The sequence below is a fragment of the Enterobacter cloacae complex sp. I2 genome, assembly GCF_014896205.1.
In the GTDB taxonomy this organism is placed as follows: domain Bacteria; phylum Pseudomonadota; class Gammaproteobacteria; order Enterobacterales; family Enterobacteriaceae; genus Enterobacter; species Enterobacter quasihormaechei.
Genome location: NZ_JADBRA010000030.1, coordinates 26,833 through 43,631 on the forward strand (window position 1 = coordinate 26,833; position 16,799 = coordinate 43,631).

Sequence of the window (16,799 nt, forward strand, 5' to 3'; positions counted from 1 at the left end):
AGAGGGAAGATTGTCATGTTGCAAATAAAAATGCGGCCACTATCGTAGGCCGGGTAAGGCGAAGCCGCCACCCGGCTTTAACCCGGCTCAGGCCATCCGCGACGGCCTGAGCCGGAAGTTTAAAACAGCCCCAGCGGTTTTTCGGAGTAGCTGACCAACAGACATTTCGTTTGCTGGTAGTGCTCCAGCATCATCTTATGGGTTTCACGCCCGATGCCCGACTGCTTGTAGCCGCCAAACGCCGCATGAGCTGGATAGGCGTGATAGCAGTTGGTCCACACGCGACCGGCCTGAATGCCGCGGCCCATTTTGTAGGCCAGATTACCGTTACGGCTCCAGACGCCCGCCCCCAGGCCATACTGCGTGTCGTTGGCGAGCTCCAGCGCCTCGTCCATGGTTTTAAACGTCGTGACCGCCAGCACCGGCCCAAAAATTTCCTCCTGGAATACACGCATGTTGTTCTGACCGAACAGGATGGTCGGCTCAAGGTAGTAGCCCTCCTGTAAATCGCCGCCCAGTACCTTACGGCGTCCGCCGGTCAGCACATCGGCCCCCTCTTTTTTACCGATATCGATATAGTTGAGGATGGTTTCCAGCTGGCCATGCGATACCTGTGCCCCCATCTGGGTGACGTTATCCAGCGGGTTACCGCTGCGGATCGACTCCACGCGCCGGATCGCCCGCTCCATAAAACGCTCATAAATGGATTCCTGCACCAGCGCGCGGCTCGGGCAGGTACAGACTTCACCCTGGTTGAACGCGAACAGCGCAAACCCTTCCAGCGCTTTGTCGAAGAAGGCATCCTCTTCATCCATTACGTCGGCAAAGAAGATGTTCGGCGATTTGCCGCCCAGCTCGAGCGTGACCGGAATGATGTTCTGGGTCGCGTACTGCATGATCTGCTGACCCACTTCCGTTGAGCCGGTGAACGCCACTTTGGCGATACGTTTTGAGGTGGCAAGATATTCCCCAATTTCGCCCCCGGCCCCGTTGACCACGTTAATGACGCCCGGCGGCAACAGATCGCCAATCACCTCCATCAGCAGCAGCACCGAAAGCGGGGTTAAGCGCGCGGGTTTCAGCACAACGCAGTTGCCCGCCGCCAGCGCGGGGGCCATTTTCCAGCTCGCCATCAGCAGCGGAAAGTTCCAGGGAATGATTTGCCCCACCACGCCCAGCGGCTCGTGGAAGTGATACGCCACGGTGTCGCTGTCGACCTCGCTGATCCCACCCTCCTGAGCACGAATGCAGGAGGCAAAATAGCGGAAATGGTCAATCGCCAGCGGGACGTCCGCCGCCATGGTTTCGCGGATCGGCTTGCCGTTGTCCCACGTTTCTGCCGTTGCCAGCAGCTCCAGATTCTGCTCCATCCGGTCAGCGATTTTGAACAAAATGGCCGCCCTGTCCTGCACGGAGGTCTGTCCCCATTTATCCTTCACCTTATGTGCCGCATCCAGCGCTAAATCAATATCCCGCTTGCCCGAACTGGCAATTTTACATAACGGCTGGCCGGTGACGGGCGTCAGGTTGGAATAGTATTCACCGTCGACGGGCGCCACCCAGTCACCACCGATAAAGTTGTCATAGCGGGGCTTGAGCTTAAGGGGAAAACCATACTCGCCAGGCTGGATACGCGATGAGGGAGGATTGTTTGTCATGACCGTCTCCTTGCAGTAGGTGTACAACAAGGGTAGTTCCGGCTGGTGATTTTCTCGCCAGCGGGTAGCGGGTTTACGAGCCGCATCACGGATTACCGTACTTTACGTTTCGTTTCTGCCGCCGGAGCCATAATTAATAGTTCAGGGGCACATGAGGAACGATGCAATGCAGCTATTTATCGGCTTTGACGTGGGTGGAACCCACATCAAACACGGCGTAATTAACGAAAACGGCGAAGAACTGACATCCGATGAATATGATACGCCGGACGATGAAAGCACCTTCAAAGAGAAGTGGAAAGCGGTGGTGGATAAGTACTGCCAGGAGCACGAGATCGCCGGCATTGGCGTGAGTTTTCCGGGACACATCAATCACCACACCGGCGAAGCGGCCAAAGCCGGGGCGCTGGACTATCTTGACGGCGAAAACCTGTGCGAACTGTTCGCACAGCTGACCGATCTCCCCGTGACAATCGAAAACGATGCCAACTGCGCGGCGCTGGGCGAGCGCTGGCAGGGCGCGGGCAAGGACTATGAGCATTTCGTCTGCATCACCATCGGTACCGGCATCGGCGGCGGTATCGTCATGGAGGGCGATCTCTACCGCGGATCGCACTATCGGGCGGGTGAATTTGGCGTGCTGCCCGTGGGCAATGAGGGCGAACCGATGCATGAAGTGGCCTCCGCCAGCGGCCTGATGAAAGCCTGCCGCCGCGCTCTGGCCGTGTCGGAAGATGAAATGCCTGACGGCGAGGAGCTGTTTAAACGCATGGACAGCGACGTGCATCTGCGCGAAGCCATTGAAGAGTGGGCGCACTGTCTGTCGCGCGGTATCTACAGCGTGATCTCTATGTTCGATCCGCAGGCGGTGCTGATTGGCGGCGGCATTAGCGAGCAGGAGAAAATTTATCTCCTGCTGGATAAATACTTACAGCGATTCGAGGAGTGGGAGGCGCTCCGGGTGCCCATCCTCCCCTGCGAGCTGGGCAACCAGGCGGGAAGGCTGGGTGCGGTCTGGCTGGCTAAGCAGAAGCAGGCGCGCAGCGCTTAACGCTTACGGAAATAACTGCGCGTCGCGGAGCACATGGTCATTGCCGCGACGACGCGTAAACCCGATGCGGTTGAAGTACTCCAGGATCTGAATCGCCAGCTTGCGTCCCACGTTCAGCCGATCGCGGAAGTCGGCGGCGCAGGTCGATCCGCGCGCATGATCCAGCTCGCGGATCAGGTTCGCAAACGCCACGATCCGATCGTTGCGGTAATAACGATCTTTCACGATCGCCACAATCATGCCCTGCTGGGCCGCATGGCGCAGTACCTGACGCATTAGCTGCTCATCGGTATGGGTTTCACGCGCCAGATCGCGTACCCACCACGGTTCATCGCCAAACAGCGCCGCCACCTTTTGCCACACCGCGTCCTGCTCGACGGTAAAACCCGCCTTGTGTTCCGGCAGGTGCAGCCAGCCGTGGTGGCTTGCGATCGCGCCGCTGGCGCGCATGTTTTCAATCAGCAGCAGCACCAGCGCGTCGTCTTCCATCGGCAACGCCATGCGCCGCAGACGCTCACGACCCGGGCCTGGCTCATCCTGATGCTGTTCATGGTAGGTGGCCAGCGTGCTCAGCACCTTACGCTGCCAGCGCGCCGCCACCGGCGCGTTCAGCAGGCTGTTACCGGCCTGAATAAAACCTGGCTCCTGCGTCAGAAGCCGCAATCCTTCGCCGCTGAGCTGGCGCGCCCAGGCGAACGCAGCCAGATCCACCGCACCACGTTCAAGGTGGATATCTAACGCAGACTTATCATCGCGGGCCTTCGCCAGCGCGCCCAGCCACTGTAAATACTCGGGCTTACGCTTGCCGCGACGGGGCGGATTAAGCATGACCACGCGCGCGCCCGCCAGCGTTTCCCGCGCCGAAATATCGCGCAGGACCAGGCGGTCGTTATCCGCCAGCCAGAGCGGGGAGTCGAACACCAGCTCGGCAAGATCGTTTTCCAGCAGCGACACGCGCCCGGTGATATGGCTGGCCGCGTGGTGAATGTGCAGCGGCTGCCACTGGGTCAGCGGCGTGTGGGTCTGGAGAGAGACTATCGCCCGCCCGCAAGGTTCTGGCGGCGCGTCAGCCATCAGCCAGTCACCACGGTTGAGCTGCTCTTTCCCGGCATCCCCGGCAACGTTCAGGGCGATACGCTGCCCGGCATGGGCCCGTTCCACCGGCTGGTTTTGCGCGTGAAGTCCGCGCACGCGCATCGGTTTATTTACGCCCGTTAGCCACAGGGTATCGCCCACGTTCACTTCGCCGCTCAGCGCGGTGCCGGTCACCACCAGCCCAGCACCTTTTACGGTGAACGCCCTGTCGATCGCCAGACGGAAACGGTGATGGCTGGCATGCTCACGAGACGGGATCTGCTGCAAATGGTCGCGAAGGGCGTCGATACCGCGGCCTTCTGTCGCCACGGTGACAAACAGTGACGCATCTTTAAAACCGTATTCATCGAGCGTCGCCAGCACCTCTTTACGCACCTCATCGATACGCGCCTCATCCACACGGTCCGCTTTGGTGAGGGCGACGGTCAGCTGCGGGCTGCCCGTCAGTTGCAGGATCGCCAGATGCTCGCGCGTTTGCGCCATCACCCCGTCATCGCACGCGACCACCAGCAGAGCGTGATCGATACCGCCCACGCCCGCGAGCATATTGGACAAAAACTTCTCGTGGCCGGGCACGTCGATAAAGCCCAGCACGCGACCATCGGGCAGCGGCCAGTAGGCGTATCCCAGGTCAATGGTCATGCCGCGCTTTTTCTCTTCCGGCAGGCGATCGGCATTTACGCCCGTAATGGCCTGCAATAACGTGGTTTTGCCGTGGTCAACGTGACCGGCGGTGGCAATAATCATTTCAACATCATCTCCAGAAACCGCACTTCATCTTCCAGACAGCGTAAATCCAGCCACATGCGGCCATCACCGATACGGCCAATCACCGGCGTCGGTAATGCACGCCAGCGCGCCGACAGCGCCTCAAGCTGGCTTCCGCGTCCGTCGCGCGGGGTGAACGTCAGCGCTTCGCTCGGTAATCTGTCCACGGGCAGCGAGCCGCTGCCAATTTGCGACAGACAGGGCTCGATACGAACATCAAATTCAGGGTAGTGAGGAGCAACCTGCGGCAGTAGCGCTTCCGCCCGCGCGCGGATGGAGGCTGCATTACGGCTTAGCAGACGCAACGTGGGCAGGCGGTCAGCCAGTTTCTCCGGATGAAGATAGAGCCGCAGCGTGGCTTCCAGCGCGGCCAGCGTCATTTTATCAGCCCGCAGGGCGCGCTTCAGCGGATGTTGCTGTAGCTGCGCAATCAGCTCGCGCCTGCCGACGATGATCCCCGCCTGCGGTCCGCCCAGCAGTTTATCGCCAGAGAAACTGACCAGGCTTACGCCCGCGGCAACCATTTCCTGCACCATCGGCTCTTTCGGCAGACCGTACTGGCGCATATCCACCAGCGACCCGCTGCCGAGATCGGCGATCACCGGCACGTTAAGCTCGCGCCCAATGGCAGCCAGCTCGGCTTCATCCACCGTTTTGGTGAACCCCTCGATATGGTAATTGCTGGTATGCACTTTCATCAGCAGCGCGGTGTTTTCATTCACCGCCGCGCAATAATCTTTCGCATGGGTACGGTTGGTTGTGCCCACTTCATGCAGCATGCACCCCGCCTGGCGCATGACATCCGGAATACGAAATGCCCCACCGATTTCCACCAGCTCGCCGCGAGAGACGACAACCTCTTTCCCGCTCGCGGTAGCCGCCAGCATCAACAGCACCGCCGCCGCGTTGTTATTCACAATGCAGGCATCTTCCGCGCCGGTGATCTGGCAGAGCAGATCGGCCAGCGCGCGATCGCGATGCCCGCGCCCGGCGCCGTCCAGATCGTACTCCAGCGTCACCGGCGAGCGCATGGCCCGGGTGACGGCCTGTATCGCCTCTTCCGCCTGTTGTGCACGGCCCAGATTGGTGTGCAGAACCGTGCCCGTCAGGTTAATGACCGGGCGCAACGCGCTTTGCGCGCGCTCATTCAGCCTCCGTTCAACTTCCTGCTCCCACGCCATGCACCAGCCAGGAAGCGCGTTCTCAGCCTGAATATGACGGCGCGCGTCATCCTGAAGCTGGCGTAGCATGTCGACCGTTGCTGTATGGCCAAACTGCGCCAGCACCACGGCTATGCGCGGGTCACGAAGCAGACGATCGGTTGCGGGGATCTGGCTGTAGAGGGAATGATGAGTAGTCATGAATGCGCCTGGCGAGTAAATATCTTCCCCCCTCCCGACGGGAGAGGGAGTTAACATGTGGGGGGATTGTACCGCCTCCTGCCGGGAAGTGTTATAACCCGCATCAAGCCTTTGGTGGTTCGGTGCGGGCAAAACTTTCGCGCTGGAAGAGCGTCTCCGCCAGCTTAACCAGCAGCGGGCGATCCACGCACCACCCAGGCGAGACCCGGCGGAAATTGAGGTAGCCAATGGCGCAGGCGATGGCGATCGTCGCCAGATTCAGGCTATCGCTTTGGATTTTACCGTCGCGGATCAGCTGTTCACACCTATCCAGGCTGCGGCTAATTTTTTCTCGCTGACGCAGCAGTTCATCCTCTGACTGCTGTGCGGCGGGCCTCGCCTGCTCGCGCACGGACGTTAACGCTGCGTCCATAATGCCATCGGCCAGCGCTTCAATTTGCTTCACCGCCAGCGCCGCTTTTGGATCCGCCGGCAGCATGGCTGGCGCAACGCCAAGCAGCTCGATGTATTCCGCAATGATCGGGGAATCAAACCAGTAGTCACCCTCGTCCGTGACCAGCGCCGGAACTTTACCCAGCGGGTTGTACTGCGCAACGCCGTTCTCAGCGTTGTAGGGCTGTTCATTCACGAATTCAAATTCAATCCCTTTCTCCAGCAGGAGAATCGAAATCTTACGCACGAAAGGACTGGTATAACTGCCGATGAGTTTCATTGCTTATCCTTAATGCCCACAAAGAGGTCAGTATGGATCACGTCGTGAAAAAAGGCAGGTATGCGTATCGCATTCCTGACCTCAGGCGATACGGGAGGAATCCGTATAAAAATATTTTGTGAATCAAGTCACAATCCAGAAACAAACCGCCAACTTAGAAATGTGATATTTATCACAAAAAGCACGCCAATCTGGCGTAATTTTGCGCGATGTATTTTTTTTACACACTCATTATGTGATCACCATCACTTCATTAATCACCACACCCCCTACATTTACGTGACTGCGATCACACAAAATTTCGCTGTCTGGACAGTTGAACGATTCAGTGCCAGATTTCACAGCATCAGAACAGGGCCCGGCTACCTCTGCCGCCGCACATTAACGATAAACCTCGGGCCATAAGCCTAAGCGTAAACATAAGAAGGGGTGTTTTATGTCATCCGATTTCAAGATCAAAGTGCAAAGCTTTGGTCGTTTCCTCAGCAACATGGTGATGCCAAATATCGGCGCGTTTATCGCGTGGGGTATTATCACCGCATTGTTTATTCCGACAGGGTGGTTGCCTAACGAAACGCTGGCGAAACTTGTTGGCCCAATGATCACATACCTGCTGCCGCTGCTCATCGGTTATACCGGTGGTCGTCTGGTGGGCGGTGACCGCGGTGGCGTCGTGGGTGCCATCACAACCATGGGCGTGATCGTCGGTGCGGATATGCCGATGTTCCTCGGTGCGATGATTGCCGGTCCTCTGGGCGGCTGGGCGATTAAGAAATTCGACGTCTGGGTTGATGGCAAGATCAAGTCCGGCTTCGAAATGCTGGTGAACAACTTCTCCGCGGGCATCATCGGGATGATCCTCGCGATTCTGGCGTTCCTCGGCATTGGTCCGGCGGTTGAAGTGCTGTCCAAACTGCTGGCAGCGGGCGTTAACTTCATGGTGGCGCACGACATGCTGCCGCTGGCGTCTATCTTCGTTGAACCGGCGAAAATCCTGTTCCTTAATAACGCCATCAACCACGGTATCTTCTCCCCGCTGGGTATTCAGCAGTCTCACGATCTCGGCAAGTCCATCTTCTTCCTGATTGAAGCCAACCCGGGTCCGGGCATGGGCGTTCTGCTGGCGTACATGTTCTTCGGTCGCGGCAGCGCGAAACAGTCTGCTGGCGGCGCGGCTATCATCCACTTCCTGGGCGGTATCCACGAAATTTACTTCCCGTACGTGCTGATGAACCCGCGTCTTATCCTGGCCGTTATCCTCGGCGGTATGACCGGCGTGTTCACTCTGAGCGTGCTGGGCGGCGGTCTGGTCTCCCCTGCTTCTCCGGGCTCTATCCTGGCGGTGCTGGCGATGACCCCGAAAGGCGCGTACTTCGCGAACATTGCGGCGATCTGTGCGGCGATGGCGGTCTCCTTCGTGGCATCCGCTATCCTGCTGAAAACCAGCAAGGTGAAGGAAGACGACGATATCGAAGCGGCAACCCGCCGTATGCACGACATGAAGGCTGAATCCAAAGGCGCTACGCCGCTGGCGGCTGGCGATGTCTCTAACGACCTGAGCCACGTGCGTAAAATCATCGTTGCCTGCGACGCCGGTATGGGCTCAAGCGCAATGGGTGCTGGCGTGCTGCGTAAGAAAGTGCAGGATGCGGGTCTGACCAACATCTCCGTGACCAACAGCGCGATTAACAACCTGCCGCCGGACGTTGACCTGGTGATCACGCACCGCGATCTGACCGAGCGCGCTATGCGTCAGGTGCCGCAGGCGCAGCACATTTCCCTGACCAACTTCCTGGACAGCGGCCTGTACACCAGCCTGACCGAACGTCTGGTTGCGGCCCAGCGCCATGAAGATAACGAAGTGAAGGTGCGCTCCAGCCTGCAAGACAGCTTTGACGAGAGCAACGCGCATCTGTTCAGACTGGGCGCGGAAAACATCTTCCTCGGCCGCACCGCGACCAATAAAGAAGAGGCGATTCGCTTCGCCGGTGAGCAGCTGGTGAAAGGTGGCTACGTTCAGCCTGAATACGTTGACGCGATGCTGGAGCGTGAAAAGCTGACGCCAACCTACCTGGGTGAATCCATCGCGGTTCCGCACGGTACGGTTGAAGCGAAAGACCGCGTGCTGAAAACCGGCGTGGTGTTCTGTCAGTATCCTGACGGCGTGCGCTTCGGTGAAGAAGAAGACGACATCGCCCGTCTGGTGATTGGTATCGCCGCTCGCAACAACGAGCACATTCAGGTGATTACCAGCCTGACCAACGCCCTGGATGATGAAACGGTCATCGAGCGTCTGGCTAATACCACCAGCGTTGAAGAAGTGCTGGCGCTGCTCAACAAATAACAGCGTCTCTTCCCTCTCCCCGACGGGGAGAGGGCTAGGGTGAGGGGAAAACGTTTCTCACCCCAGCCCTCTCGGGTAAAAACATTGATGAAGGTTAATACTATGAAAGCATTACATTTTGGCGCAGGTAATATTGGTCGTGGCTTTATCGGTAAACTGCTGGCAGACGCGGGCATTACCCTGACATTCGCCGATGTGAATCAGGTGGTTCTGGATGCCCTGAACGCCCGTCATAGCTATCAGGTACATGTAGTCGGTGAAAACGAGCAGGTTGAAACGGTTTCTGGCGTGAACGCGGTGAGCAGCATTGGCGACGACGTGATTGACCTCATCGCAAACGTTGACCTGGTCACCACAGCCGTAGGGCCGGTAGTGCTCGAACGCATCGCCCCGGCGGTCGCAAAAGGCCTGGCGAAGCGTAAAGCACAGGGCATTGAAACACCGCTGAACATCATCGCCTGTGAAAACATGGTGCGCGGCACCACGCAGCTGAAAGGCCACGTTCTTGCCGCCGTTGCAGAGGAAGATAAAGCCTGGGTTGAAGCGCACGTCGGGTTTGTGGACTCCGCCGTAGACCGCATCGTTCCGCCGTCCGAATCCGCCACCAACGATCCGCTGGAAGTGACCGTGGAAACCTTCAGCGAGTGGATCGTCGATAAAACCCAGTTCAAGGGCGCGCTGCCGACCATTCCGGGAATGGAACTCACTGATAACCTGATGGCATTTGTCGAACGTAAACTCTTCACGCTGAACACCGGGCATGCTATAACCGCGTACCTCGGAAAATTGGCCGGTCATCAGACCATTCGCGACGCGATCCTCGATGAGAACATCCGTGCGGTGGTCAAAGGCGCAATGGAAGAGAGCGGCGCGGTGCTGATCAAACGCTACGGTTTTGATGCTGATAAACACGCAGCATACATCCAGAAAATCCTCGGTCGTTTTGAAAACCCGTATCTGAAAGATGACGTTGAGCGCGTTGGCCGTCAGCCGCTGCGTAAGCTGAGCGCGGGCGACCGCCTGATTAAACCGCTGCTGGGCACGCTGGAATACGGCCTGCCGCACGCCAACCTGGTGAAAGGGATTGCTGCCGCGATGCACTACCGCAGCGAGCAGGACCCGCAGGCGATTGAGCTGGCTCAGCTGATTGATGACAAAGGCGCGCAGGCTGCGCTGGCGCAGATCTCCGGTCTGGATGCCAGCAGCGACGTGGTTGCGGAGGCGGTTAACGCATACAACGCAACCAAATGATGCAGAATCCGGCGCAGGTGAGCCTGCGCCCGAATAACAGATTGTCAGATATGCAGGCAACAATGGAACAAACCCAGGCCTTTGAAAATCGTGTGCTTGAGCGTCTGAATGCTGGCAAAACCGTACGAAGCTTTCTGATTGCCGCCGTCGAGCTGTTAACCGAGGCGGTGAACATTCTGGTGCTTCAGGTGTTTCGCAAAGACGACTACGCGGTAAAGTATGCTGTTGAACCGTTGCTGGACGGAGACGGACCGCTGGGCGATTTATCGGTACGGCTGAAGCTGATCTACGGTCTTGGCGTGCTCAACCGCCAGGAGTATGAAGACGCCGAGCTGTTAATGGCGCTGCGCGAAGAGCTCAATCATGACGGTAACGAGTACACCTTTACCGATGATGAGATCCTCGGTCCCTTCGGCGAGCTGCACTGCGTATCCGCGCTGCCTCCTGCACCTCCGTTTGATAACAGCGACCCTGAGCTGTACGCGATGCAAAAGCTGCGTTATCAACAGGTTGTCCGCTCCACCATGGTGCTTTCCCTGACTGAGCTGATTTCTAAAATCAGCTTAAAAAAAGCGTTTCAGAAGTAAGCCCGCACACATTGGTGTATCCTTCCCTGTAAATTCCCCGTTTTCAGAGTTATTTGTCATGAAAGAAGTCGAAAAGAACGAAATTAAACGCCTGAGCGACCGTCTGGATCTGGTCCGCCATCAAATGGCCGGTCTCTCCCTGGTCGATTCCGCCGAGAAATACGCCGAGCTGGAAAAAGAGTCCGTGAAGCTGGAAGCGGAAATCGAGCGCCTGCGCGAAGTGAAAGGCCAGAAGCTGAGTAAAGAAGCACAGAAGCTGATGAACATGCCGCATCGCCGCGCGATCACCAAAAAAGAGCAGGCCGACATGGGCAAGCTGAAGAAAAGCGTCCGTGGCCTGGTGGTGGTGCACCCGATGACCGAGCTTGGCCGCGAAATGGGCCTGAAAGAGATGACGGGCTTTTGTAAGACTGAATTCTGATCGCTCTCCCCTGCCACTGCGGCAGGGGAATCTCAGTTGTAGATCAGGTTAAACGTCGCCATCGCATCCGCTTTTCCCGCCGAGACGTTCTCTTCTGTCTGAATGTAATGCGCGTCAAACCAGAAGGTCTGCGTCTGGTTATCCCCCACCTGGCCAAGCGCTGATACCTGCGGGGTGTTCCACTGTACCACCTGCCCCTGAACCGAACCGGTATTGTCACCGTACAGCAGTTCGATTCCGACACCGCTGGCGCTATCCTCCTGCTTCGTCAGTGCCAGTGCCCGATCGTTGGCCGGTGTGGTATCGCCAAAGAAACCCATCTTCACCGCCGTATTATTTTCGCAGGTCACCGGAATGCTGAAGCGCCCGCCTCCGGCCCGTGAGCCTGGGCCGTGAAATTCACGCTGGCTCACGCTTCCCATGGGAACAAGAATGCTGCGAGAGCCTACTGAACAGCTGGTACGCCTGACGGTGAAGCTGGCGAGATGGATCTGTACCGGTGTCGCCACGTTGGTAGCGCTGGCTTTATTTTCTCCCGCCTGCAAGATCAGCGATCCGACATTTTGCTCCTGGGAGTTGGCGTTATCATCAGGCATGGCGCTGGTCGTCGGGATTTTGTAAAACACCACCCAGAACTGCATCTTGTACGTTGAGGCGCTGGCAAAGGCGGGGTTTTGCGATGCGTCGCAAATGCGCCGGGACTCATTGCCCTCCACCGGGCTGGTGCCGTCAATATAGCGTACCGCATCGCTGCCGCAGTACTGCTGCTCCCGGAACCCCAGCGCGTAGCCGATACCGTCGATCTGGGTTTTGTAAACGTGGCGCGCCGCGCCGTCTTCACCCACCACGGTACCGACGGGGTTATCCATATCGACAAAGCCGATGCTACGCCAGGCGTCATTCCCGCCATCACAGCTGTAGAAATCCGCCCCGGTAGACTGTATCGGCGCGGAAACTGGCGTCCAGTCTGCCGTGCCGGGCGCATACCCTATGGCGTAGGGCACCTGAACGACCCACTGATCGCGGGTGGTGCGACAAGGTGAGGTCTGAGCATGGGCATGAAAACTCAGCATGCCAAAAAGCGAAAGCAGGCTCAGATAGAAAAACCAGTGAATAAAACGACGCATGATAATCCTCTAATGACACGCAAGAGACAGCGTGGCGATGCCGGGGGCCTTGTGAGCCTCGCCCAGCCTGAAAGGTGTCTGGCACTGATGCTGTTCCCCGCCCTCATACCAGGTGACGCGCAGGGTGCCGCGCTCCGGTACCCCGCTCAGGTAGGCCTGACCGCCGTCAGCGACCATGCTTCGGTTTGCAGAACGGCGGTTCTGCTCCACCACTTCAGCCTGCGCGCCAAACGGCAGCGGTTCGCCGTGATAGCGCAGGGAAAACAGGACGCGATACCCAATGTGGGTTGTGTAATTGGCCAGCACCACCGCGCCGCTGGTGGGAATGAGCGTCAGACCGCTCTGCTCGACGTCGACGTTCTCGCCAAGCGTCGCCGTATCCAGATTGACGGTATTCTTGCGGTAGGCCGAGAGCGTTGGCATGACCGCGTAGCCGCGGCTGTCGGTATGGATCCCGTTGTAGCCCTCCGGCTCAACGTTCGCCGCGCCGGGCACACGCAGCAGGGCGACGGTATCGCCCAGCGGCTGGCTGAGCGTGACGCCATACTGCGTGGCGATGACGCCTCCGGCGAGTCCAAGACTGGCGTTGCTACCGTTTCGGCTGTGGTCATAACCGAGGCTGACGTTGCCGTAGCCACCGTTGTATTGCAGCGCCAGGCTGGTGCTGTCGGCCTCTCCCTCACTGGTCTTACTCTGCTGAACGCTGTAATTCAGGTTGCGGTTCGCCAGCGCGCTGCCGTTGAGTGACACCTGCTGCGTGGTCATCCCACGATTGTTGTGGTTGGCGTAGTAACTGACCGAACTGCCCGGTAGCCAGTTGCCTAGCGGAACATTGAGGTTAAACGACACGGTGCGATCGGGATGCTGCTCAAGCGCTGAGTCGGTGTAGTCATACCCCGCGCCCCAGGAAATACCCCGCCAGCTGGTGTACCAGCCGATGTGGATGGTTTTATCCTGGCCGGACGTATGCCAGTAATCCTGCATCCACGCCGAGACGTTGAGGCTGCCGAACTGACCCAGCGTCTGTGAAAAAGTGACCTGCGAGCGGCTACGGCGATTATTAAGTTGCAGCTGCTGGCTGTCGGACTGATTCAGTTCGTTAAATTCGTAGTAATTGCGCGAGGCATAGCGATAACTCGCCAGGTTGAAGGCGGTGCCGGTAGCGCTGAAATCTTTCTGGTACTGAATGCGCCACGCCTGCCCCATCGCGCTTTTGCCGTTGGGTAAACGGCTTTTTGCCAGCGTATCGTCAATGCCCAGCGAGCCGAATGCGCCAAACCCTCTGCCTATGCCGATCGCACCGGCCTGATAGTTGTTTGCCGTACGAAAGCCGCCATACACCGTCATCCTGGAGAGCAAACCGTAGAAGAAAGCGCCCTCAACAAATTCGGGCGAAAGCGCATCGCTGGAGCCGGAATGAAACCGTCCGGCGTTGAGGCTGTATTTCAGGCTGCCCTGGCGTCGCATAAACGGCACCGCAGAATAGGGTTGGGTAAAAACGCGCGTCGAGCCGTCACTTTCCGTGACGGTAACCTGTAGATCGCCACTTTGCGCACCGGGGAACAGATCGTTAATGATGAATGGCCCGGCGGCCACCCAGGTTTCATAGATCACATAGCCATTTTGCGAAACGGAGACTTTGGCGAAGCTGTGTGCGACGCCGCGGATGGTGGGGGCAAATCCGCGCTGGCTGTCGGGCAACATGCTCTCGCTTGATGAGAGCTGCACCCCGCGAAAAGCCACGCTATCGAACACGTCGCCTGCGGTCCACGCATCGCCGATCCGCAGCTGGCTGTTGAGGCTGCGAATATCCCGGGTCAGCCAGCTGCTTTGTGACTGGAAACGATCCCCACCCGAGTCGCTGTGGCTCCAGGCCGAGGTGTTGCGCAATCGCCACGCTCCCAGATTGACGCCATTTCGCAGGCTCAGATAGCTGGACGTCGTGACGCCGCTCTGATGGCGGGCCTGGCCGCCCGACAGGCTGTAATCAACAAATGCCGCCGGGATACCATCATCCCACTGCGACTGCGGCACGTAGCCGCGGCTGCGGTGTTTCATCGCCGCCTGCGGCAGGCTGATAAAGAGGCGCTGCTGGTTGAAATCATAAGAGGTTCGCGCTGCCGGTATAAAATCGTCGAGATGCGTGAAGGTCTCTCTCTCGTGCAACCGGGAGAATGCCGGAATCGCACTCACGTTCACCCCAAGCGCTTCCAGCAGCGATAGGCTAAAAACGGGTTGCAGGCGGCCTTTCTCATTGACGAAGGTGATTTCCTGATGCCGCTCCTCGCGTCCATTAATCTCCAGTGTTACGAGCCAGGTGCCGGGCATTTGCCCGCCCTTTTCAGAGAAATAGTGCAAATCCGCCGTTTTCTGTTCGGAAGAGGAAAGCTCCAGCGCGGCGGGATCAAAATAATCCTCGGCCATCCCGGCGCGGCTGAAGCTGAGCAGCAGCACCGAAAGGGGCGCGTAACGAAACAGGCGAAAAGGCATGGTGTTAAAGCGGCTGAGAGCGGGTGGCGGTAATGGCACCGAAATCATTAATAGCCGACCAGCTTACGCCACCGGAGGCAGCCACAGGCCATTCGCGGGTTTCACCTGGACCGATCATGCCTGGCTGCTCAATTTTATGCCCGCCGACGGTCAGCCGATAAAAAGAGACGTAGTATGGCGTCGGGTTGGAGGCCTTAAGCCCTTTTTCCGTCCGCGAAAATGTTATTTTCTGCCAGGCCGTGGCGGCGTCCCCTTTCAGGTTTTCCGGGCGGTAGAAAATTTTAAATTTCGATTTGACGTTAACCTGTAATTCGTTATTGCTCTCTTTTGGCTTTGGCGCAATCGCTTTAATATCCAGCCAAAATACGGATTCACGATCGGTGGGCAGCGGTGCGCCGGTATATTGAATACGCAGCGTGTTGGTCTGCTCCGGATCAAGCCTGAACAGCGGTGGCGTGACGATAAAGGGCGCGGCGTTATTTTTATCCTGCACATCGCCTTCAACCCACGACTGAATAAGGTAGGGAACCGCACTTTCCATATTAGAAACAGAAAATGCCACCTCCTTGCTGTTTTGCGGGTATACGATCCGTGTCCCACCCATTACAACGCCAGCGGAAACTGAAGCAGAGCTAATCATTAATGCAGTGAGCATAATATACGATAAACGTTTCATCATTATTATCTCTGGAGGTGGCTGAAAGGGAAATCAGTTATAAACCATCAGGAAGTTAGACACGGCGTTCACATCGCCCGCGTTGATTTCGGTTCCATCTTTATTGAGAGCAGCATAGAAAGTTAATTCAGCATTACCTTCCTTATCCGGTGCGGTTGTTTCTGATACCGTACCCGGCTTAATGGCGGTGCTGCGATCGCTGTTATACAGCTTCACGCCGACGCCCGTCGCCATCCCCTGGCCTGGGGTAACCTGTAGCAACGTGTCATTCACCGTATCTTTGGTTCCGTCAAACAGAACCGCAACCGATTCAACCGTCTCCGGGCAGTTCTCCACGTTAATTTTGAACTCACGCGGCGTCGTTTCAGTGTGATCGTCGAAGTAGCTTTTCGCCCACGCGCCGAGATCTACCGTTTTGCTTTTTGAGGCAGGAGTAATATCACAGGAAATAAGGGTAATTTTTCCAGTAAAATTAATCACCCCGCCTGTACTCTGCGTACCTGCGCCGGTATCAAGGGAAGTATCAACGCCTGAATCCCCGCTTGCCAGTACCGTCTGAGACGAAATAAGCAGCCCCGCCGCAGCAATCGCCAGCGCCACATTTTTGATTTTCATTTGAAAGCAAACCCCTCTGTACATTAAACAGATTTAGAATTGTCATGCCAAATACGGTCATTGCTATAAGGAATTAAAACGTCACTAAAGGGTACAAATAGAGGTGGTGACGCGACCTCATAGAATAACGTGGGGTCCATCCCGGTGTGGTAATCCATTTATTTTCTTTGAGCCATACGCATTTATTCCCCAACAGAGGAATAGCTTCAGGCAGAAAATAACAATGAATACATTAAGGTTAAAAAAGAACGTCATTTCTTTTGTAACGCAGCATCTTCATAAATAGTAAATCAAATGCTTTATAACGTCTACGCACCAAAAGGCGTGCAGCATCGCTTATAACTCATTTAAAGTTAACATTAAAACAACAAATTTAACCTGTTTTCCTCACCCACCACACTATTAGTGTCCTTCTAATCCCCTTTCTAAATTAAAAAAAGAGTTGACTGATCAATGTTTGATCAATTTATTTCGGATTATTATTAGAAGGAAACGTTGAACCAGGATGCCATACTTAGACATTATTCTGCGAAATCAGCCAAACGCAGGATATTTCCTTATTGATCAGCAATTGATCGTTTGTAATACGCTGTTAAAATCTATATGTGAAATTTATCTTAATTAAAATTTTTTGCTACATATT

The 16,799-nt window shown here is 56.8% G+C and carries 13 protein-coding genes; 5 read left to right on the forward strand and 8 right to left on the reverse strand.

The window, feature by feature from the left end; translation table 11 throughout:
• Nucleotides 1–119: 119 nt before the first annotated feature.
• On the reverse strand, nt 120–1,658 hold the full coding sequence (gene aldB, locus IM300_RS21040) for an aldehyde dehydrogenase AldB (RefSeq protein ID WP_193038197.1): 1,539 nt from the start codon (nt 1,656–1,658) through the stop codon (nt 120–122).
• Between the two features lie 166 nt (nt 1,659–1,824).
• Here aldB and IM300_RS21045 point away from each other — a divergent pair, with 166 nt between their 5' ends.
• Complete coding sequence (locus IM300_RS21045; RefSeq protein WP_063865848.1) at nt 1,825–2,709, forward strand: ROK family protein; 885 nt, start codon at nt 1,825–1,827, stop codon at nt 2,707–2,709.
• A gap of 3 nt (nt 2,710–2,712) precedes the next feature.
• Here the strand turns inward: IM300_RS21045 and selB are convergent, their stop codons facing one another.
• The 3 genes from selB to IM300_RS21060 all read right to left on the reverse strand — a co-directional run bounded on the left by selB (nt 2,713) and on the right by IM300_RS21060 (nt 6,645).
• Nucleotides 2,713–4,551 (reverse strand): selenocysteine-specific translation elongation factor, encoded by a 1,839-nt coding sequence (selB, locus tag IM300_RS21050; RefSeq protein WP_193038198.1) that lies wholly within the window; start codon nt 4,549–4,551, stop codon nt 2,713–2,715.
• Nucleotides 4,548–5,933, reverse strand: a complete 1,386-nt coding sequence (gene selA, locus IM300_RS21055) for an L-seryl-tRNA(Sec) selenium transferase (RefSeq protein WP_193038200.1) — start codon at nt 5,931–5,933, stop codon at nt 4,548–4,550. Before selA ends, selB begins: the two co-directional genes overlap by 4 nt.
• A 103-nt stretch (nt 5,934–6,036) precedes the next feature.
• Entirely contained in the window at nt 6,037–6,645 is a 609-nt protein-coding gene (locus IM300_RS21060; protein ID WP_063449973.1) for a glutathione S-transferase, read from the reverse strand.
• A 436-nt stretch (nt 6,646–7,081) separates the two neighbouring features.
• Here IM300_RS21060 and IM300_RS21065 point away from each other — a divergent pair, with 436 nt between their 5' ends.
• The 4 genes from IM300_RS21065 (at nt 7,082) to IM300_RS21080 (ending at nt 11,248) form a co-directional block, all read left to right on the forward strand.
• The gene (locus tag IM300_RS21065; protein ID WP_063865856.1) at nt 7,082–8,989 is read left to right on the forward strand and encodes a PTS mannitol transporter subunit IICBA; all 1,908 of its coding nucleotides are present in this window, start codon (nt 7,082–7,084) and stop codon (nt 8,987–8,989) included.
• A 102-nt stretch (nt 8,990–9,091) separates the two neighbouring features.
• Complete coding sequence (mtlD, locus tag IM300_RS21070; protein WP_193033440.1) at nt 9,092–10,240, forward strand: mannitol-1-phosphate 5-dehydrogenase; 1,149 nt, start codon at nt 9,092–9,094, stop codon at nt 10,238–10,240.
• A complete protein-coding gene (gene mtlR / locus IM300_RS21075) occupies nt 10,237–10,827 on the forward strand; it encodes a mannitol operon repressor MtlR (protein WP_063865860.1) in 591 nt (196 codons plus the stop codon). Before mtlD ends, mtlR begins: the two co-directional genes overlap by 4 nt.
• 58 nt (nt 10,828–10,885) lie before the next feature.
• A complete protein-coding gene (locus tag IM300_RS21080) occupies nt 10,886–11,248 on the forward strand; it encodes a YibL family ribosome-associated protein (RefSeq protein ID WP_063449976.1) in 363 nt (120 codons plus the stop codon).
• A 32-nt stretch (nt 11,249–11,280) separates the two neighbouring features.
• Here the strand turns inward: IM300_RS21080 and IM300_RS21085 are convergent, their stop codons facing one another.
• The 4 genes from IM300_RS21085 to IM300_RS21100 are packed head-to-tail and all read right to left on the reverse strand — an operon-like array spanning nt 11,281 to nt 16,156.
• The gene (locus IM300_RS21085) at nt 11,281–12,375 is read right to left on the reverse strand and encodes a fimbrial protein (protein WP_112792494.1); all 1,095 of its coding nucleotides are present in this window, start codon (nt 12,373–12,375) and stop codon (nt 11,281–11,283) included.
• Nucleotides 12,376–12,384: 9 nt separating this feature from the next.
• On the reverse strand, nt 12,385–14,913 hold the full coding sequence (locus IM300_RS21090; protein ID WP_226842395.1) for a fimbria/pilus outer membrane usher protein: 2,529 nt from the start codon (nt 14,911–14,913) through the stop codon (nt 12,385–12,387).
• Nucleotides 14,870–15,544, reverse strand: a complete 675-nt coding sequence (locus tag IM300_RS21095) for a molecular chaperone (protein ID WP_193038202.1) — start codon at nt 15,542–15,544, stop codon at nt 14,870–14,872. Before IM300_RS21095 ends, IM300_RS21090 begins: the two co-directional genes overlap by 44 nt.
• Nucleotides 15,545–15,574: 30 nt before the next feature.
• On the reverse strand, nt 15,575–16,156 hold the full coding sequence (locus IM300_RS21100; protein WP_107534203.1) for a fimbrial protein: 582 nt from the start codon (nt 16,154–16,156) through the stop codon (nt 15,575–15,577).
• Between the last annotated feature and the right edge of the window lie 643 nt (nt 16,157–16,799).